We start from the raw sequence: 19,353 nt of genomic DNA on the forward strand, positions 1-19,353 counted from the left end.
GGAAGCCGTTCGGGCACCGCGCGAGCGAGGAGGCGACATGGGGGGCACGCAACGCCCGACCATCAAGACCGTGGCCGCGCGCGCCGGTGTCGGACGCACCACGGTTTCACGAGTCGTCAACGGCTCGGACCTCGTCAGCGACAAGGCCAAGGCCGCCGTGCTCGCCGCCATCGCCGAGCTGAACTACGTCCCGAACTCGGTTGCCCGGGGGCTCGTGACGAACCGGACGAACTCCGTGGCCCTGGTGATTCCCGAGTCCGAGAGCAGACTCGGTTCCGAGCCCTACTTCTCGGCGGTCATCCGCGGGGTCAGCACCGCCCTCGCCACCACCCGGACACAGCTCCAACTGGTGCTCGTGCGCGACCAGGCCGAGCGGGACCAGCTCACCGAGTCGGTGGCGGAGCGGCGTGTCGACGGAGTACTCCTGGTCTCGGTGCACGAGCACGACCCGCTGCCCGGCCTGTTGGAGGACATGGGCCTGCCCACGGTGCTCGCCGGGCGCCGCTCCCGCGCCGAGTCGCTCAGCCACGTGCACTCCGACAACGCCGGTGGCGCCGCAGCGGCCGTCACGCATCTGCTCGCACGAGGGCGGCGGACGATCGCCACGATCACCGGCCCCCTCGACATGGACGTGTCGCGCAGCCGGTTGCAGGGGTGGCGCGCGGCACTGGAGGAGGCGGGCCACGAAATCCCCGAGCACCTCGTTGCGTCGGGCGACTTCACCGAGGAGGGCGGACAGGCCGCGATTCGTTCACTCCTTGGACGAGTCCCCGCGCTCGACGCCGTGTTCGTCGCCTCGGACGTCATGGCGGCGGGGGCGCTGGCGGAGCTGCGCCGGCAGGGGCGCCGTGTCCCCGACGACGTGGCGGTGGTCGGATTCGACGACTCCATCATCGCCCGGCACACGAATCCGTCGCTGACCAGCGTGCGTCAGCCCGTCGAGGAGATCGGCACCACGATCGCCCGCATCCTCCTGGAGGAGATCGCCGATCCCCAGGGGCCGCGTCAGCACGTCGTCCTTCCCACCGAACTCGTGGTGCGCGAATCGTCATGAGCCCGCCGGGCAGGGGCCGGACCGAGCGCGGCGCGGTCACCCGGCGGGCAGGCTGACCACGAAGCGTGCCCCGGGAGTGTGCACGGGGTCGTACGTCACCTCGCCGCCGGCGGAGCGGGCCAGGCGTCGCGCCAGCGGCAGTCCCAGGCCCGCGCCACCGTGTCCGTCCCCGGGATCCGCGCGCCGCCCGGGCTCGAAGAGCTGCCCGGCGAACGGCCGAGGTACGCCGGGGCCGTCGTCGAGGACGTCGATGCGCACGCCGTCGGGCGCACGGTAGGCGCGGACGGCCACCTGGGAGCGGGCGTAGCGGCAGGCGTTGGCCAGGAGCGGGCTGACGATCCGCTCGAGGAGGGCGGGCGGGACTCCGGCCTCCAGAGGCGGGCCGTCGGCGGCGACCGTCAAGTGATCCGGCGCGTCGAGGACTTCGGTGAGGCGACGCAGGGTCGGGAGGATCTCGGCGGTGCCGGGAGCGGTGAGGGCGCCGCCGCGGGCGTCGTCGAGGAGGGTGTCGCAGATGGTCCGCATGGACTGGGCGGCCTCCGCGACGGCCCGGTGGACGGCGCGGATCTCGTCGGCGGTGCGCGGGCGGGTCTGCCACCAGTCGAGTTCGGCGACGATCCGGCTCAGGGGCGTCCGCAGCTCGTGCGAGAGTTCGCCGGTGAGCTGCCGCTCGTGGCGCAGGAGGGTGCGGATGCGGTCCAGCAGGGCGTCCAACGAGGTACCGAGCCGCGCGAGTTCGGCGGGGTGCCGCGTACGGCCGAAGCGTTCTACGGAGGCGACGGCGCTCCAGTGGGTCGCCTGGTCGGTCATCGTACGGACCGGGCGCAGCGCGCGGCCCACCGCGAGCCGCGTGAGGGCGTACGTGCAGGCGAGCATCACGACGTCCAGCGCGACCGAGCCCAGGAGCAGGGTGTCGGCCGAACTCCGGTACGGCGAGAGGTCGAGGGCGGTGACCACCGTGGCCTCGCTCCTGCCCCCGGGCACCGGCTGCGAGCACGGCCGGAGGGGACCGTCCACGTCGGCGGTGACGCACCGCCGCCCTCCCCGGCCGGCCAGTGCGTCGGCGACCCGGGTGAGGCGGCCGGCGCTCGGCGGTGCTTCCAGCAGGTGTCCGCCGGCGTAGATCCACACGTCGGCGTCGAGGAGGGCGTCGTGGGAGGTCTCCAGCACCCGTACGGTCGCGCCCGAGGTGTCGATGGTCGTCGCGACGGCGGCGGCGCGGGTGCGCAGTTCGTCGTCCGCCTGGTGGTGCAGACGGTGCCGGGCGACCGTGTTGAAGGCGACGGTGAGGACCAGCATGAGCAGCGCCGCCGTGGTGAGGGCCACGAGGGACAGCCGGCCGCGCAGGGTGGGGGGCGCCGCACGGCGGAGAAGGGCGGGGACGGTCGGCCGGGGCCGGTGGCGGATGCCGCTCATGACAGCCGGTGGCCGATCCCGCGGGCCGTGCCGATCGTCCGGTCGCTGCCGGCCTCGCGCAGCTTGCGGCGCAGCCGGCTCAGGTACTGGTCGAGCGTGTTGTCATGGACGAGGGCGCCCTCGGGCCAGGCCGCCCGGACCAGATCGCGGCGGCGCACGAGGCCGCCGGAAGCCGTCATGAGCGCCGCCAGGAGACGGAACTCGGTCGGTGTCAGGTCGACCCGGGTGCCTCGGACGCCGGCCGTGTGCCGGACCGCGTCCAGGGCCAGGTCTCCCGTCGTGCGAGCGGGCGGCGGCGCGGCCCGTTTGAGGGCTGCCCGCAGGCGGGCCGCGAGTTCGCTGAGATGGAACGGCTTGGGCAGGTAGTCGTCGCCTCCGGCCGAGAACCCGGACAGCCGGTCGCTCAGCCGGTGGTGGGCGGTGAGGAAGACGACGGGGGAGTGGAATCCGTTAGCGCGCAGCGCCGTGCACACGTCCCGGCCGTCGGCGTCGGGCAGTCCTATGTCGAGCACGGCCGCGCAGATCTCGGGGGTGGCCAGCCGGAGTGCGGTGGCGCCGTCCGGTGCGGGCACGGGGTCGAAGTCCTCGTCGCGCAGCCCGCGCATCAGCACGTCACGCAGGGCGTGATCGTCCTCGACGACCAGGATCGTCCGGCGCATGGTCCTCCCTCCGCTGTCGTGCCGCGTCCGTCTGTTTCGGTACGGTGGCCGATCGGCCACCTGCAATGCCGCCCCCAGTGCCGCCCGGCGGTTCTGCCGTTCTGCGGGCCGAGGTCGTGTCGGTGCCCGCGCCCGCGGCCATGTCCGTGCCCGCGGCCGGGGCCGTCTCCGAGTCCGTCGCGCCGGGGGTCATTCGCTCGGGGAGCCAGCGCGCCACGGCCCACAGGCACAGCCCCAGCCAGCCGGCGGCGAACAGCCAGCCGCCGACCACGTCGGTGAACCAGTGCACGCCGAGATAGACACGGGTCAGGCCGACCAGTGCGCCCCAGCAGCCGATGACCACCGTGAGCGGGGTTCCGGCTCGCGGGCCGCGTACGCGGACGGCGATGATCAGCAGTCCTGCGGTGAGGGCCGCGGTGGTGGTGTGACCGGACGGGAACGCCCAGCCCGAGGCATGCGTCGCCCAGTCCGGCAGGGGCGGCCGCGGCCGGCCGACGAGGGCCATCACCGTGTACCGCAGCGCCTGGCCCGCCCCGACGCAGCCCAGGCAGAGCGCGGCGGCGAGCGCTCGCTGCCGTGAGGTGCGCCCCGCCATGAGCGCGGCCAGAACCACCAGCGCGTACGGGACCACACCGGTCCCGGTGGCGGTCACCCAGCGCGCGACCGCCACGACCGTACCGGGCCGATGGCCGACGGACCACGAGAGGAGATCGGCGTCGGCGAACAGGGGTATGCCCTCGTGCCCCACCACGACCATGGTCAGGACGCTCAGGCCCGTCCACGCGCCGAGGCCGCAGCTGCCGGCCAGTTCGGCGATCTCACCACGCTTCATGCCACGCTCCACGCCCTGACGCGTGTCCCGGCTCATGACGTGACCAGGAGCGGACGCAGTCGCGTGGCAGAGAGGCGCAGTGCCGCGGCCTCCAGCCGCCCGCGCAGAGCCGACATGAAGAGCAGGGCGGCCACGGCGCCCACCACGATCCCCGCGAGGACGTCATGGGGGTAGTGCGCGCCCACCCACACGCGCGAGAGGGCCATCGCGACCGCGGCCAGGCCGGCGACGGCGGCCGCGGCGGCGACAGCGGCGTGGTTGCTGGGGAAGGACCAGTCGCCCGGCGCCGGACAGGCCTCCAGCGTGGTCACCCGCAGGCTCCGGCAGGGCCGGTCCTCGCGCACCAGCAGCTTCAGCGCGGCGTCCACCCCGAAGGCCGCGACGACGGCGAACGGCACGGCGAGCGCCGCGACCGAGGCGGCGGCGCCCCGCCGCCGGGCGTGCCACCAGCCGACGGCCATGAGCACGGCGAACAGAGCGAGCCCGTACGTCGAGTAGGCCGAGAGGGTGTCGTCCAGCCACGCGGGAGCGTGCCGGGCGAGGTCCACCACGTCGGTGTAGGCCGGGCCGTCCACGGACGTGGCGCCGAAGGCGACGATCATCCGCGCGCCTCCTGTGCCTTCTGCGCCTCCTGTGCCTCGTCCGCCGTCGCCTTGGCGGCCCGGCGTGAGCGGAACACCTCGGAGGCGACCGGAATCAGCGACACGGCCACGATCACCGCGACGATCGGCAGCAGATAGCGGTCCACGTTCGGCACGGAGGATCCCAGCGCGTATCCCGCCAGCGTGAGGCCGAGGCTCCACACCAGCCCGCCGGTCACCTGCCAGACGGTGAACGTCCGCACGGGCACCCGCAGGGCACCCGCCATCGGGTTCAGGACCGTCCGCACGACCGGGACGAAGCGGGCCAGGACGATCGCCTTCGCGTGGCCGTAGCGCTCCAGCAGTTCCTCCGCGCGTTCCGCCCCCTCGTGCAGGCGGGCCGACCGGCTGCGGGCGAGCAGGGTTCCGCCTGCTCTACGGCCCAGGAGGTACCCGCACTGCGAGCCGGCCAGGGCTCCGACCGCCGCCGCGACCAGAAGCGGGCCGAGCGACAGCTTCAGGCCGCTCCCGGCGGTGCCGGTGCACAGCAGACCGGCCGTGAACAGCAGGGAGTCGCCCGGGAGGAAGAAGCCGATCAGCAGCCCGGTCTCGGCGAACAGGATCACACCCACGCCCAGCACGCCGAACGCGGACAGCAGCGACCGTGCGTCCAGCACATTGACGGCGAGCTGGGACGACAGGTGTACGGCTGTGGTCATCGTCGGAGGCCCCTTCATCGTTCGTCCGCACGGTCGGATGCGGCTGAACGATGGCGTGGCGGCACCCGGCAATCGACTACACATCTGTAGACGGTCTACTGAACTGTAGACGATGGGGGATCGGGGATCGTTCCCGGGCGGGGATCCTGCGATCGCCATCGGCGTCCGGCCCGCAATGTCCTACGGCGTGGGCGCCCGGTCCGCCGCCCACGGGACGGCCGGTTCGCCACCCCAGGACGGCGAGCGCCTCGCCCCCCGGGTCACGGGCGTTACGCCGGTCGGCTCTGCCCCGCGGGCCCCTGCCGACCAGGTCTGAAACGTTCAGCGCGTAGGGCGCGCGGTCCGGAAGGCATCCGCGGGCCCACGCTCTGTGGTGTCCGTCCGGCCCCACAGGTCGCCGGAGCGAGGGATGAGCGATGAGAGAGGGCCTCCAGGCCACGGCCGGCACGTCCGCCCCGTCGACCGGCCCGCGCAGGCCCGAAGCGCTCCCGGCCGTTCGCCTCGCGGCACGATCCCGCGGCGCGTGGGCACTGGCGGTCGTGGCCGGCGCCTTCACCCTGGCCCAGCTCCTTCTCGTACGGCCCGGGATGGGCCTCGGCTGGGACGAGTCGGTCTACGTCAGCCAGGTCTCCTCCCACGCGCCGCCCGCGTTCTTCAGCGCCCCGCGCGCCCGTGGAGTCCCGCTGCTGGTGGCACCGGTCGCCGCCTGGACGTCGTCCACCGTGCTGCTGCGGATCTACCTGGCCGCCCTGTCCGGCCTCGCGCTCTTCCTCGCGCTCCGCGCCTGGCGGGGCCTCTTCCCCACGCGCGTGCTCGCGACCGCGGGCGCCCTGCTCGCCTCCTTGTGGGTGACGCTGTTCTACGGGCCGCAGGCCATGCCCAACTACTGGGTCGCCGTCGGCGCCCTGGCCGGCACGGGCTGCTTCCTGCGCGCCCTGGCGAACCGCTCCGACCGCGCGGCCCTGTGGGGCGTGGGCCTGAGCGCGGCCCTGACGGCCTGCATGCGCCCCATGGACGCGGTCTGGACGACGCTGCCCCTGCTCGTCCTCCTGCTCGCCGTACGACGGTGGCGGCGTCCCGCGCTGCTGGGGGCGCTGGTCGGCGGCCTGGTCGCCGGGGCGGCCCAGTGGGTGATCGAGGCGTACGTCTCCTACGGTGGACTGGCCCACCGTCTCTCGGAGGCGTCCCGAATCCAGGGCGGCCTGGGCTGGAACATCGCTGTCGGAGACCAGCTGCGCGCGCTGGGCGGCCGTAAGCTGTGCCGCCCCTGCACCGGTGCGGCGCCCCCCGTCCTGGAGACTTTGTGGTGGTACGCCCTGCCTCTGGCAGCCGTCCTCGCGGCCGTGGTCGCGATCCGTGCCCGGCGGCGCCTCGCCACCCTCGTACCGCTGGCCTGCGCCGTCTCGGCGGCCTTCCCGTACCTCTTCATGATCGGCTACGCGGCGCCCCGCTTCCTGCTGCCCGCCTACGCGCTGCTAGCCGTGCCCCTCGCGGATCTCCTGGTGCACCTGCTGCGGGCGCGCGGACGGATCCGGCGGCCCCTGACCGTGACGCTGCTCCCGCTCCTCCTGGCCGGGCATCTGGCCGCGCAGCTCGTGGTCCTGGAGGACACCGTGGGCCGTACCACCGCGGCCCACCGCGAGTGGGCCTCCGTCGCCGCCGGGCTGCACCGGCTGGGCGTTCGCCCGCCCTGTCTGGTCACGGGAGCGAACGACGTCCCGATCGCCGTGTACGCGGGCTGCTCCTCCGCCGCGACCGTCGGCCACAACGCCAACACCACGTCCGCCGGCATCCGGCGAACCGCCGGCCGTGTGCCCACCGCCACGCTCGTGGCACCGGACGCCGTCCCGCCCGGCTACGCCAGCAGCTGGACCGAGCACCGGGTGGCCGGCCTGCGCGTCTACGTCGCCCCCGCACCGTCGGCGGGAGGGTGAGCCATTTCCCGTCCCGGGCCGGCCACGCACCTGATGCCGTCCTGAACGGGCCGGATCAGGCGGCCCGGGAAGGACGCGCGGCAGTCAGGATGCGTTCAGGCAACCGCTGGCAACGTCCTGCCCATGACCTACGAACTCTTCGAGACTCCCGGGGCCGGACCGGGCACGAGTGCCTCCGGCCACCCCTCCCGCCGTCCGCGCCGGAACAAGGTCCCCGAGGTCACCGCTTACTTCTGGATCATCAAGGTGCTGTGCACGACCGTGGGCGAGACGGCCGCCGACCTGCTGAACGAAAAGGCCGGCCTGGGGCTGACCGGTGTGTCCGTGCTGATGAGCGCGCTGCTCGCGGTGGTCCTCGTCGTCCAGTTCCGCACCACGGCGTACCGCGCGGGCGTGTACTGGCTCGCCGTCGCCCTCATCAGCGTCGTCGGCACACTGATCAGCGACAACCTCACCGACAACATGGGCGTGCCGCTCGAGACGACCACGTCCGTGTTCGCCGTCCTCCTCGCCGTCACGTTCGTCGTCTGGTACCGGCGCGAGCGCACCCTCTCCATCCACAGCATCGACACCACCGGCCGCGAGGCGTACTACTGGCTGGCCGTGCTGTTCACCTTCGCCCTGGGAACGGCGGGCGGCGATCTGGTCTCGGAACGCATGGACCTGGGCTACCCGCTCGCGGCGGTCCTCTTCGCGCTGGCCATCGCCGCCGTGGCGATCGCGCACTTCGCGCTGGGCCTGGACGCGGTGTGGAGCTTCTGGATCGCCTACGTCCTCACCCGCCCGCTCGGCGCCTCGATCGGCGACTACCTGTCCCAGCCCGGCGGCGACGGCGGCCTCGGGCTCGGCACCGTCGTCACGAGCGGGCTCTTCCTGGCCGTCATCCTCGGCCTGGTGGTGTACCTGGCGGTGACCCGCAAGGACGTCACGGATCCCGCCCGCGTGACGCGGCGAGCGGCCTGAACGGCACCCGGAGACGCACGGAGGACCGCTGCGGGCGGGGCGCCGCCCGCAGCGGATCCCGCCGGGACCGGTGGGCGGCGCCACCGTTGCAGCAGAAGGATCCGAACCGGTCCCGGGATCAGGCCGCGACGAGCTCCTGCTCCCGGTCCGGCGTCCGGACCTTCGTCTTCTTGTTCGGCAGCGAGAGCCGGACGACCTTGTGCCAGGCCGAGAACACCTGTTTCGGCAGCGGTCCGGTGACGTACTCCAGCTCGTACTTCTCGAACAGCGCGCGCACCTTGACCGCGACCTCGGCGTACCGGTTGCTCGGCAGGTCCGGGAACAGGTGGTGCTCGATCTGGTGCGACAGGTTGCCGGTCATGAAGTGCATGGCCTTGCTGCCGCTGATGTTCGCCGAGCCCATCATCTGGCGCAGGTACCACTGGCCGCGCGTCTCGCCCCTGATCGACCGGCGTTCGAAGACCTGCACGCCCTCGGGGAAGTGCCCGCACATGATCACCGAGTGGGACCAGATGTTGCGGACCAGGTTCGCGGTGAACGTGGCGGCCAGCGTGGGCAGGAACGACGGACCCGACAGCAGTGGGTGGATCACGTAGTCCTTGAGCACCTGCTTGCGGATCTTGCGGCCCACGGCCTTGGCCCGCTCGCGGAACTCCGGGTTCTTGCGGCGGCGCTTGTGCAGGTTCTTGCCGAGCTCCAGGTCGTACGCCGCGATGCCGTACTCGAAGAAGCAGGCGTTGATGAAGTTCCACAGCGGCTGGCCCAGGTGGAACGGGTGCCACTTCTGGTCCTCGTCGACGCGCATGATGCCGTAGCCGAGGTCGTTGTCCTTGCCGATCACGTTCGTGTACGTGTGGTGCAGCTCGTTGTGCGAGTGCTTCCACTGGTCCGCCGGCGAGACGTGATCCCATTCCCAGGTGGTGGAGTGGATCTTCGGGTCCCGCATCCAGTCCCACTGGCCGTGCAGGATGTTGTGGCCGATCTCCATGTTGTCCATGATCTTCGCCACGGACAGGCCGGCGGTACCGATCACCCACGCCGGCGGGAAGAGCGAGAACAGCAGCACGCCCCTGCTGGCCAGCTCCAGCTTGCGCTGCGCCGAGATGACCTTGCGGATGTAGGCCGCGTCCTTCTCGCCGCGGTCGGCGATCACCGCGTCGCGGATCGCGTCCAGCTCGCGTCCGAGCTCCTCGATCTGCTCCGCGGTCAGGTGGGCGGTGGGGTCGATGGCGGTCAAGGTGTTCCTACCGTTCGATGTCGCAGGGGCCCGCAGCGGCGGACACACAGGTCTGGATGAGGACGCCCGGTTCGGCCTCGGTGATCTCACCGGTGCGCAGGTCGCGGACGGCGCCCGCCTTGAGCGGCGTGATGCAGCCGAAGCAGATGCCCATGCGGCACCCGGAGGGCATGAGCACGCCGGCCTCCTCGCCGACGTCCAGCAGAGGCGTCGCGCCGTCCGCGTCGACTCTCTTGCCGGTGGCGCTGAAGGTGACCTCGCCGCCATCGCCGGCGACCACGATGCTCGGGCGGAAGCGCTCGATGTGCAGGCGCTCCTCGACGCCGTGCTCGGCCCAGTGCTTCTCGGCGGCGTCGAGCAGGCCCGCGGGCCCGCAGGCCCAGGTCTCGCGCTCGGCCCAGTCGGGCACGAGCTCGTCGAGACGGGCGATGTCGAGCTTGCCGTCCGTGTCGGTGTGCACCTCGGTGAGCCGCAGCTTCCTGTCCGCGACGAGCTCGTGCAGTTCCCTGCGGAAGATCACGTCCTGCGGCTGTGGCGCGCAGTGGACCATGACGGCGTCGTCGAACGCGGTGTCGCGCAGCATGCCCATCACGGGCGTGATGCCGCTGCCGGCCGTGAGGTAGAGCACCTTGGCGGGCTTGGCCTGCGGCAGCACGAAGTCACCGGTCGCCTGGTCGAGGTGGACCAGCGTGCCGGGTCTCGCCCTGCGGACCAGGTGGTTGCTGACCTTGCCGTCCGGGATGGCCTTCACGGTGATCGTGACGCGGCCGTCCCGCCGGTTCGTCGGCGAGGTGAGGGAGTAGGCGCGCCACAGACGCACCCCGTCGACGTCGACCCCGATCCGCACGTACTGGCCGGGCGTGTGGCCGCGCCAGCCCCGGCCCGGTCTGATCACGATGGTCGCCGCGTCACCCGTCTCGGGCTGCACGGCCTCGATGCGCCCGCGCAGATCCGCACCGGCCCGCAGCGGGCTGACCAGGTCGAGGTAGTCCGACGGCAGCAGCGGCGTCGTGACCATCTCCAGCAGTTTCCACGCCCCACTGCGGAGGGTTGCACTCGTCATGGCTCCAGCTTGCTGCGCCGCAAGGCGTAAAGTCCTGACCGCAGGACGTAAATCTGGTCGGCAGAATTGTTCGCAGGGAACAAAAACGTGAGTCATGCAATCCGGAGGGCCAGCGAACTGGCACTCGATGAGACGACGGTCACCGCACTACGGGCCGCGCTGAAGAGCACCGCCGACGAGATCGTCCAGGCGATCATCGACGAGGTCCCTTCCTACGCCAACGCCCTTTCGGGCACCATGGGCGGCACCATCCGCCGGGCTGTCCGCACCGCCCTGGGTCACTACCTGGACCTCGCGAGCGGGAACGCCACGGGCGGCGACGGCGGCGACGCGGCCTACGAGCTGGGCCGCGGCGAGGTGCGCGACGGCCGTTCGATGGACGCCCTCCTCAGTGCCTACCGGGTCGGCGCCCGCGTGGCCTGGCGGTGTCTGGCTGCGGGCGCCGTACCCGCGGGTCTGCCCGCCGCCGAGGTCGCCAAGTTCGCCGAGCTGACCTTCGCCTACATCGACGAGCTCTCCGCCGCGAGCGCCGCGGGCCACGCCGACGAACTGGCCGCCCGCGGCCGGGCCCATGAACGCCACCTCGAACAACTGGCCCGCGACCTCCTCGCCGACGCGAGCCCGGACCTGCTGCTGGCCGCCGCGCAACGGGCAGGGTGGCAGCCCCCGGTATCGCTGACCGCGGTGCTGCTGCCCGCGGCCCAGGCCCGGCCCGCCTACCGCACGCTGGACCCGAGCACCCTCGTCCTCGACGACCTGCCGGACGCGTTCGGTGTACTGCTCGTCCCGGACGCGGACCGGCCGCATCTCCTCAGGCTGCTGACCGACCGCACCGCCGTGGTCGGCCCGGCCCGGCCCTGGACCCGCGCGTCCGACTCCTACGCACGAGCCGTCCGCGCCCGCTCTCTCTCCGCCGACATCCGCGACACCGAGGACCACCTGCCCGAACTGGTGCTGAGTGCCGACGCGGACGCGTTCGCCGACCTGCGGGCCCGGGCCCTCGCCCCGTTGCGGACCCTGCCTGCCGCGACCGCGCGACGCCTGGAGGAGACGTTGCGGGCCTGGCTGCTGCACCACGGCCGACGCGACGAGGTGGCCGCGGCGCTGTTCGTCCACCCCCAGACCGTCCGGTACCGCATGTCCCAACTCCGGGAGCTGTTCCCCGACCTCGGATCACCGAACCGGGTCCTCGAGCTGACCCTGGCGGTCGGCCTCCGGGACAGCTGACGAGTGACTGGTGGAGGCGGCTCCCGTCGAGAGCGCGCGGGTCAGTCGAATATCGCGCAGTTGATCGCGTCCATCAGCGCCGCTCCGGTCCGGTGGGCCGCTCTGGTGAGGGTGGACGTGGCGAAGGAGAAGGCGGCCGTGCGGTGGCCCGTGGAGTCGGTGACGTTGTAGGTCGCGTAGCCCGGGACGACGCCGACGTGGTCCCAGACCGTGCCACAGGCGGTCTTCGCCCGCTCGATGCCCAATCCGTAGCCGAGTTCCTCCGGGTCGTCGGACCCGCCCTCCGGCACGGTGGTGCGCATCTCGGCCAGTTGGGCTGCGGGCAGCAGACGGCCCGACATCAACGCGCCGTAGAAGCGCGACCAGTCGCCGGCGGTCGACACGATCGCGGCGTCCGCTCCGTCGGCCGTGACGTAGTCGCCGGTGACGTCCACATGGTCGTCGTGCCGCGGTCCGGCGTAGTTCCTGAACTCCTCGGGGACGTTCGGTGGCATGTGGGCGGCGTCGGGTTCGTACCCGTGCGCGTGCCGGCCGCGCCAGGCGGAACCGGTGGCGTAGAACGTGTGCCGCAGCCCCAAGGGCCGGGCGATCCGCTCCCGCACCAGCGCCGCGAGGCTCCTACCGGTGACCCTCTCCAGGACGGCGCCGACCGCGATGTAGTTGGTGTTGCTGTACGACCACTCGGCACCGGGCTCGAACAGCGCCGGGTGTCCGCGCACCAGGCTCAGGATCTCCGTCGACGTCCAGACGTGCGGGTCCCAGCCCGTGAGGGCCGGTACGAGGGCGGGGTCCTCGGTGTAGTCGAACAACCCGCTGGTGTGGTTGAGCAGCATGCGCAGGGTGATCGCCCTGCCGTTGCGCACCTGCCCGGGCAGCCACTTGTCGACCGGGTCGGTGAGGGCGAGCCGGTGCTCGGCGACCAGTTGCAGGACGAGGGTGGCCATCACCGTCTTGGTGTTGGACGCCTCCCGCACCTCGTCGTCCGCCCTGAGCCGGTGGTCCTTCCTCGTCCAGGCGGCCTGCTCGGCTATCTCGATGGGCCTGCCGTGACCGTCGTCCACCCGCACGATGACCCCGGGCACGCCCTCCTCCACCAACTCCCTGGCCAGCGCCCGCAGATGAGCGCGGGTCTCCGCGCTGCCGTCCTGCCGGACCGCCGCACTACCATCGACGGCGTACGCGGTCGACGGGGTCGTGGCGAGCGGCCCGACGAGGGCCGCGGCCAGCGCGACCGCCGCCATGGCGCGAAACCCCGTCAGCCGCGGGATCCGTCGGACACGCACATGCACACGCACTTCATGCTCCTTCGACAATCCGGGAAGGTCGTCGCGCACGATCGAGGTACGAGGACGAGAACACGGTTCGCAGCTGGGCGAGTTGTCGCACGGTCCTGAGGCGGAGCCTGGCTCCGGCGGGCACCGCACAGTCGTAGGGAATCCCTCGGAGGATAGCCGAAGGCGGGGACAGAATCCGGGTGGAGTACGCGAAAACACCGTCCCCAGTGGGTCGTTGAGCCAGGCCCCATGTTCCGTGACGGCCCGTCGCCTGCCGCTGCGGCTGGGGACCAGCAACGGCACCGGTGTTCCCGTCACAGCACGATCAGCGGGCCAGCAGGTCCCGGATCGCCGCCGTGATCTCCTCGGGCGCCTCCTCGGCCATGAAGTGCCCCGCCCGGGTCAGCCGGTGGTCCAGGTCGGGCGCCCACGCCTTCCACACCCCGGCGGCGTCGTAGCCCAGGTGCGCGCCCCAGTCCTGCTGGACGACCGTCACCGGCATGGCCAGCTGCGATCCGGCGTCCAGGTCCGCCTGGTCGTGCACGACGTCGATGCCCGCCGAGGCCCGGAAGTCCGCGACGATCGACGTCACCGCCGCGGCACTCGCCCGCAGGTATGCGGCACGCACATCCTCCGGCATGGCGGCCGGATCGTCGGCCCAGGCGTCGAGGAACGAGCCGAAGAACGCGTCCGCGCTGCCCGCGATCATCGTCTCCGGCAGGCCCGGCGGCTGCGCCATGAGGAAGAGGTGGTAGCCCACCGCCGCCGAAGCGCCACGCAGGACGTTCCACATGTCGAGCGTCGGCACGATGTCGAGGATGCCCAGGTGCGTGATGGTCTCCGGGTGGTCCAACCCCGCGCGGAAGGCGACCAGGGCGCCCCGGTCGTGGCCGACGAGGGCGAACCGCTCGTGGCCGAGCGCCGCCGCCAGGGCCACGATGTCTGCGGCCATGGTGCGCTTGGCGTACACGTCGGGCCCGGTCGCCGCCGGCTTGTCGCTGGCGCCGTAACCCCGCAGGTCAGGACAGATCACCGTGTGCTCGGCGGCGAGCCGCTCCGCGACGTGCCGCCACATCAGATGGGTCTGGGGGAATCCGTGCAGCAGCACGACCGGAGTGCCGCGGCCTCCGACGGCGGCCGCCAGCTCCACACCGCCCGCGCCGGGCAGGCGGACGTGATCGAAGCCGGGAAGAGTGAGCGTCATGGGGTGACAACCTTTCGGGTACGGAACGTGACCGGGGTCAGCCTGGGCGACGGCGATCAGCAACCGATCAGTACGGTTGGGCACAGCCGGTCCCGGCACGGAGGATGGGCGCATGCGAATCGACGTGCTCGGCGTCGTGCGGGCCCTCCGCGACGACGGCAGCCCGGTCGACCTGGGCGGACCCCGCCACCGTGAGGTCCTCGCCCGGCTCGTCGCCGCCGAGGGGCGGATGGTCACCACCGACACCCTCGTCGACGACCTGTGGACCGATCCGCCGGTCCGCGCCGTGGGCGCACTGCGGACGTTCGTCGCCGCGCTGCGCCGCGCCCTCGAACCCGACCGGCCGCCCCGCGACCCGCCGCGCGTCATCGTCACCGAGGGCCCCGGCTACGCGCTGCGCCTGCCGCGCGAGGACGTGGACGTCCACCGGTTCGAGGACACCCTGGCCCGAGCCCGCCGCGACCCCGACGCGGTCACCGGCCTCGGTGCGGCACTCGCGACCTGGGGCGGGCCCGCCTACGCCGACGTGACCGGCTCCGCGTGGGCACAACGCGAGCGGACCCGGCTGGAGGAGCTGAGGCTGGACGCGGTGGAACTGCGCGCCCGCATCCTCCTCGACACCGGCGGAGGGGCCGACCTCGTCGCCGAACTGGGTGCCCATGCCGCCGAACAGCCCTGGCGCGAGCCGGGCTGGGAGCTGCTCGCCCGCGCGCTGTACCGCGCGGGCCGCCGGGCCGACGCGCTGGCCACCCTCCGGCGCGCCCGTACGATGCTCCGTGACCAACTCGGACTCGACCCCGGACCCGGCCTTCAGCGCCTGGAGACGGACATCCTCACCGGGGCCGAGCCCCCCGAAAGCGCACGAGCTCCATGGACCGGCCACGGCGTCCGGCTGGGCCCGCGCACCACCGTGGACCTGGCCCGCACTCTCGCCCTGGCGGGTGGTGACGCCCTCGTCCACTCGCGGCGCGACCGCCTCGCCGCCGTCCGGGCGGCGGAACGCACGGGCGACCTCTTCCTGACCGCCCGGATCATCGGCGCCTACGACGTGCCCGCCCTCTGGAGCCGGGCCGACGACCCCGAACAGTCCCGCGCCGTCGTCGCGGCCGCCGAGCGCGCACTCACCGCGCTCGGCCCGGACGGCCCCGCCGACCTGTCCGCCCGCCTCCTGGCCACGATCGCCACCGAGAGCCGGAGCGCCGATCTGTCCGGGACCGAGCTGAAGCGCGCGCGGCAGGCGGCGAGCCGGGCCGAGGAGCTGGCACGGGACCTGGCCGATCCGGCCCTGCTGGTCTTCGCCCTCAACGGGGTGTTCATGCAGTCCTTCACCCGCCCCGGCCTCGCGGCGGCACGCGGCAGGACCGGCGCCGAGATCCTCGACCTGGCCACCCGGCACCAGCTGCCGAACTTCGCCGTACTCGGCCGGCTCGTCCGCCTGCAATCCGCCTCCGCCCTCGGCGACCTCCACGCCGCGGCCTCGCACGCCCAGGCGGCCGACGAGCTCGCCGCCACCACCGAGGCGCCCCTCGTCCCCGTCCTCACCGGATGGTTCCGGGCACGGGCCACGGCCGCCCGCAGCACCGAACCGGGCGGCCCGACCGCCGCCACGGCAGCGGCGCACTATCGCGCCGCCGAAGACGCCCTCCGGACGGCCGGAATGCCAGGGCTGCACCGCGGCCTGTTTCCCCTCGCCCTTCTGGGCCTGCGCCTGCTGCACGACCGGCCCGCGCCCACGGACCCGCACCTCGACTGGGGCCCGTACCGGCCCTGGGCGCGGCCTCTCGTCCTCCTCGCCCAGGACCGGGGCGAGGAAGCCCGGACCGCCCTCGCCGCGGTGCCCGAACCACCGCGTGACCACATGCAGGAGGCCATGTGGTGCCTGACCGCCCGCGCCGCCGTACACCTCGGCGAGCGGAAGACCGCCGCGCAGGCGGCGGCCGCCCTGGGCGATGCCCGCGTCGAACACGCCGGTGCGGCCAGTGGAATGCTGACCCTGGGCCCGGTGTCCCGCTACCTGGCGGAGGCGGAGGCCTGCGCCGTCGGCGCGGGGTGAGCGACCCCCGGCACATCCGGCCCCAGTGCCGGCCCTGCTGAGGGCCGGCGAGGACCGAGGGCGGGCCGCACAAGGCGTGCATCAGGACATGACGGAACGCGCGACGCGGAATCCGACGTCGTCGACCTGGAAGGTCGGGTGGCTGCGGCGCCGCGCGGAGGCCCGGCAACTCCAGTGTTCGTCGAACCAGCCGCCGCCGCGGAGCACCCGGTAGGCGCCGTAGACCTCGGCGTCGTAGACGTCCCAGCACCAGTCCCAGACGTTGCCGAGCATGTCATGAAGTCCCCACGCGTTGGGGCGCTTGGCGCCCACCTCGTGGATACGCTCGTGCGAGTTCCCGCGGTACCAGCCGATCTCGTCGAGCTCCCCGTAGCGCGGCCCGGTCGTCCCGGCGCGGCAGGCGTGCTCCCACTCGGCTTCGGTCGGCAGCCGGTACCCGTCGGCGGACGTGTCCCACTCGACGACTTCGGCCCCGGCGCGGATGCGGTAGGCGGGCGTGAGGCCGGACCGCTCGGACAGGGCGTTGCAGAACCGCGTCGCGTCCCACCACGAGACGCCCTCGACGGGCAGCCGATCGCCGAGGACGGCACTCGGCCGCCCGCCCGTGATCTGCCGGTACAACTCCTGGGTGACCGGACATGCCGCGAGCTCGTAGGACGCGAGGTCGACCGACCAACTGCGCTGCGTCCGCCGGTCCGACAGCGTCACCCGCCCCGCCGGGACGGTGACCATCTCGCTCCCCGTCATCAGGTCCATGATCAGGAGATCCTAACGGCGCGTATGCCGAGACCGTCACGATCGGCCCTTATGCACGGCTGGACTCCGCCTGCCGGTGGCGACGGGCGCTCTGCTGCGGTGGCATGGTCAAGGTGATCTGGCGGACGAGTTGGTGGAAGCAGGCGAGGGACGAGAGGGCGGGCAGGGAGGCCCCGGCGATACCGGTGAGGGTCTTGTCCGCCTGCGCCACGCTCAGCGACACCGCGATGGAGGAGAAGAGCAGGACGACGAACCAGGAGTGCACGGCTCGGCGCCGGTGCAGGGCGGAACGGATGATGCAGAGTGACCCCACCGTCCAGGGCCCGTAGACGAGGAGCGGCCACCAGGGGACCGCCCCGACACCCGTTCCGGACGTGATGTTCTGCAACGGCCGGTAGGCGGCCATGCCGCCGAGGACGCTGACCATCGCCACGACGACAGCGACGACCGCGAGGAGTCCCAGGCTCCCGACCTGCAACCACTTGCGCCGGGCTCCGGGAGTCCGTGACCTCCGGTGCCCGGAAGAAGAGCCTGGGACGGACGGCGGTCGAGGGCTGACCCGGGGCGGGCTCTCCACCGGATCGGTCAGGACGACACCGGACGGTGGCTCGCTCCGCGAAGGCGCCACCGTGGCCGGCTCCTCCGCCGGAACGGGTTCCTGGAGGAGAAGGGCCAGTTCCTCGACCGGGTCCCAGCCGGCGTCCGGCGCGGTCAGAGGAACCCCCGCGTAGACCCTGTCGTCAGGCTCCGCGGCCCAGCCCTGCCCCGCGTCGGCGGAGTACGTGTCCGAGCGCCATTCGGGCTCCACGAAGGATGGATTCACATAGTCATGGCTCATGGCAGCGCGCCCCCGTCACGCACGTCTGGCGGGACCACCCCGTCCGACGGGCGGTTCCCCAGCGAATGAACTCGAACATCTGGTACATGACCATCCGGTACATGACCATCCGGTACACGACCGGAAATGGTGGTCGCCCACTGGCGGATCACGGGGTGCAGGCAGATCATCCGTCCTTGTGTCGCGTCGGGGCGGGCTCTGCGGCCCTGGCTCCTTCCTGCTGCTTTAACGTCACTTCCATCCGCCGGATGCGCGGCAAACGGGTGACCCCGGAGTGTGCGAAAACCCTGGCTTGTCGCCGGTCGATCGGCGGGAGACGGACGGCGACGTCAGGGGGCGCTCGATCAGCGGCCCAGCGCCGCGCCGTCGTTGAGACAGTCCGGCCCGAGGGCCGCAATGGTTCGGGCGACCGCCTTCATGGAGAACTTCGCGAGCGTGATGGCACCGAACCTGGAGCACGGGGAGATCGTGCTGAGGCTGCCGCTGCCGGAGGACGTCGCACTGAAGATGATCTCGGTCAGGGACATCGGCCGGGTCGCCGCCGCGCTCCTGCTCGGCACAGCGGAGGCACCCGGCGGAACCGTCGAGCTCGTCGGCGACGAGCTGACGGACCCCCAGATCGCCGCCGCGTCCGGCGCGCGCCGGGCTCCCGGCACGGTACGAGGCCCCCCGTTGAGCGTGCTTCCCAACGACCTCGACAGGGCGATGTTCCGCCAGATCGCGAAGGAGACGGAACACCCTTCGGGCCTCACGGTGGTGCGCGCGATCGAGCCGGCCACGCACTTGGTCCGGTCGCAGTGGCCCTCCGACGAGCAGGGGTGCGTGCTGCGGGCCGCGCGCGACCGACCGGAGGAGCGGCCCACCCGGGGCCTCCTTCGGGTGCAGCCCCGCAGAGCCCGTCGCGGCGCAGGCGACCGACCTTCGCCGTCACCTCATTCCGAGCGCCGGCCGTGAGCAGCGAGCGCCGGACGGGGGTGTGCCCGCGCCAAGGCGGTGCTCAGACCCGACCGGAGTCTGGTGTGCCGGCGATCGCCGCAGCTCGGGGGCGGACGATCACGCCTGCGTGCCGGACGTGGACTGCCACGCTTGCATGCCCGCTCGGGACGCCTCCCTGGCCCGCCGCAGCTTCTCGGCCGCCTGTTGGGCAGGGGGAACGTCCATTTCCCGGACCATGCGCCGGCCCGCCGCGAACACGGCCGAGGCCGTGATGGCCATACCGGCCCATGCCGTCACGGCACCGACCGCGGTGAGCACGACACCGGTCGTCACAAGGCGAGTGTTGATCTCGAGCGTCCCTGGGGACTGGTGGTGGTTCATGACTCCACCATCCAACGGGAGGAGCCACGTCGCACCCCGGGTCGGAAGTTCCGGCTGGGGCAGGCCGCCGCGCAGGATTCCTCCGCCCGGCGCCGACCGCACTCCAGGGACGCCGTGGGTACGCGCGGTCGCTGCCGGCTCGGCACCTTCGATGCGGCGGAGTGCGGAGCGCGGGAACCAGGCGGCGGTTGCTGAACGTATATCAGGTGAATACATCGAGTGCGTG

17 protein-coding genes and 1 pseudogene are annotated in these 19,353 nt (G+C 72.6%); 6 read left to right on the forward strand and 12 right to left on the reverse strand.

Going from position 1 to position 19,353, the window contains the following annotated elements:
- Positions 1-37: 37 nt before the first annotated feature.
- Positions 38-1,054: a LacI family DNA-binding transcriptional regulator gene (locus Saso_RS12250; protein WP_189919336.1), complete on the forward strand. Its 1,017-nt coding sequence runs from the start codon at positions 38-40 to the stop codon at positions 1,052-1,054.
- A gap of 36 nt (positions 1,055-1,090) precedes the next feature.
- Here Saso_RS12250 and Saso_RS12255 read toward each other — a convergent pair whose 3' ends face one another.
- Genes Saso_RS12255 through Saso_RS12275 form a run of 5 tightly spaced genes read right to left on the reverse strand, consistent with a single transcriptional unit; the run spans position 1,091 to position 5,261 of the window.
- A complete protein-coding gene (locus Saso_RS12255; RefSeq protein ID WP_189919338.1) occupies positions 1,091-2,470 on the reverse strand; it encodes a sensor histidine kinase in 1,380 nt (459 codons plus the stop codon).
- Positions 2,467-3,129, reverse strand: coding sequence for a response regulator transcription factor (locus Saso_RS12260; RefSeq protein ID WP_189919340.1), 663 nt, complete (start codon positions 3,127-3,129; stop codon positions 2,467-2,469). The genes Saso_RS12255 and Saso_RS12260 overlap by 4 nt, the downstream gene beginning before the upstream one ends.
- Positions 3,083-3,961 carry a phosphatase PAP2 family protein gene (locus Saso_RS12265; RefSeq protein WP_189919342.1) on the reverse strand — a complete coding sequence of 293 codons (879 nt, stop codon included), beginning with the start codon at positions 3,959-3,961 and terminating at the stop codon, positions 3,083-3,085. Before Saso_RS12265 ends, Saso_RS12260 begins: the two co-directional genes overlap by 47 nt.
- 32 nt (positions 3,962-3,993) lie before the next feature.
- Positions 3,994-4,563 carry a phosphatase PAP2 family protein gene (locus Saso_RS12270; protein WP_189919344.1) on the reverse strand — a complete coding sequence of 190 codons (570 nt, stop codon included), beginning with the start codon at positions 4,561-4,563 and terminating at the stop codon, positions 3,994-3,996.
- Positions 4,560-5,261 carry a DedA family protein gene (locus Saso_RS12275; protein WP_189919345.1) on the reverse strand — a complete coding sequence of 234 codons (702 nt, stop codon included), beginning with the start codon at positions 5,259-5,261 and terminating at the stop codon, positions 4,560-4,562. The genes Saso_RS12270 and Saso_RS12275 overlap by 4 nt, the downstream gene beginning before the upstream one ends.
- A 416-nt stretch (positions 5,262-5,677) precedes the next feature.
- On the opposite strand from Saso_RS12275, the gene Saso_RS12280 reads away from it, so the two are divergent.
- Both Saso_RS12280 and Saso_RS12285 read left to right on the forward strand, forming a co-directional pair.
- Positions 5,678-7,195: a hypothetical protein gene (locus Saso_RS12280; RefSeq protein WP_189919346.1), complete on the forward strand. Its 1,518-nt coding sequence runs from the start codon at positions 5,678-5,680 to the stop codon at positions 7,193-7,195.
- Between the two features lie 123 nt (positions 7,196-7,318).
- Positions 7,319-8,158, forward strand: coding sequence for a COG4705 family protein (locus Saso_RS12285; protein ID WP_189919347.1), 840 nt, complete (start codon positions 7,319-7,321; stop codon positions 8,156-8,158).
- Between the two features lie 118 nt (positions 8,159-8,276).
- Here the strand turns inward: Saso_RS12285 and Saso_RS12290 are convergent, their stop codons facing one another.
- Entirely contained in the window at positions 8,277-9,395 is a 1,119-nt protein-coding gene (locus Saso_RS12290; RefSeq protein ID WP_189919348.1) for a fatty acid desaturase family protein, read from the reverse strand.
- Positions 9,396-9,402: 7 nt separating this feature from the next.
- Entirely contained in the window at positions 9,403-10,458 is a 1,056-nt protein-coding gene (locus Saso_RS12295; RefSeq protein WP_189919349.1) for a ferredoxin reductase, read from the reverse strand.
- 87 nt (positions 10,459-10,545) lie between these two features.
- On the opposite strand from Saso_RS12295, the gene Saso_RS12300 reads away from it, so the two are divergent.
- A complete protein-coding gene (locus Saso_RS12300; protein WP_189919350.1) occupies positions 10,546-11,685 on the forward strand; it encodes a PucR family transcriptional regulator in 1,140 nt (379 codons plus the stop codon).
- Positions 11,686-11,726: 41 nt separating this feature from the next.
- On the opposite strand, the gene Saso_RS12305 is transcribed toward Saso_RS12300, so the two are convergent.
- Positions 11,727-12,926 carry a serine hydrolase domain-containing protein gene (locus Saso_RS12305; protein ID WP_189919351.1) on the reverse strand — a complete coding sequence of 400 codons (1,200 nt, stop codon included), beginning with the start codon at positions 12,924-12,926 and terminating at the stop codon, positions 11,727-11,729.
- A gap of 358 nt (positions 12,927-13,284) precedes the next feature.
- Positions 13,285-14,163, reverse strand: a complete 879-nt coding sequence (locus Saso_RS12310) for an alpha/beta fold hydrolase (RefSeq protein ID WP_189919353.1) — start codon at positions 14,161-14,163, stop codon at positions 13,285-13,287.
- Positions 14,164-14,275: 112 nt separating this feature from the next.
- Between Saso_RS12310 and Saso_RS12315 the strand changes: the two genes are divergently transcribed.
- Positions 14,276-16,216 (forward strand): AfsR/SARP family transcriptional regulator, encoded by a 1,941-nt coding sequence (locus Saso_RS12315; RefSeq protein WP_189919355.1) that lies wholly within the window; start codon positions 14,276-14,278, stop codon positions 16,214-16,216.
- Positions 16,217-16,297: 81 nt separating this feature from the next.
- On the opposite strand, the gene Saso_RS12320 is transcribed toward Saso_RS12315, so the two are convergent.
- A complete protein-coding gene (locus tag Saso_RS12320; RefSeq protein WP_189919357.1) occupies positions 16,298-16,972 on the reverse strand; it encodes a formylglycine-generating enzyme family protein in 675 nt (224 codons plus the stop codon).
- A 49-nt stretch (positions 16,973-17,021) separates the two neighbouring features.
- Positions 17,022-17,810, reverse strand: coding sequence for a DUF2637 domain-containing protein (locus Saso_RS12325; RefSeq protein WP_189919359.1), 789 nt, complete (start codon positions 17,808-17,810; stop codon positions 17,022-17,024).
- Between the two features lie 369 nt (positions 17,811-18,179).
- Between Saso_RS12325 and Saso_RS12330 the strand changes: the two are divergent.
- Positions 18,180-18,611, forward strand: a pseudogene (locus tag Saso_RS12330) (NmrA family NAD(P)-binding protein); the annotation flags it as partial.
- 252 nt (positions 18,612-18,863) lie between these two features.
- Here Saso_RS12330 and Saso_RS12335 read toward each other — a convergent pair.
- Complete coding sequence (locus Saso_RS12335) at positions 18,864-19,127, reverse strand: hypothetical protein (protein WP_189919362.1); 264 nt, start codon at positions 19,125-19,127, stop codon at positions 18,864-18,866.
- Between the last annotated feature and the right edge of the window lie 226 nt (positions 19,128-19,353).

It is taken from the genome of Streptomyces asoensis (genome assembly GCF_016860545.1).
GTDB classification, from domain to species: Bacteria; Actinomycetota; Actinomycetes; order Streptomycetales; family Streptomycetaceae; genus Streptomyces; species Streptomyces asoensis.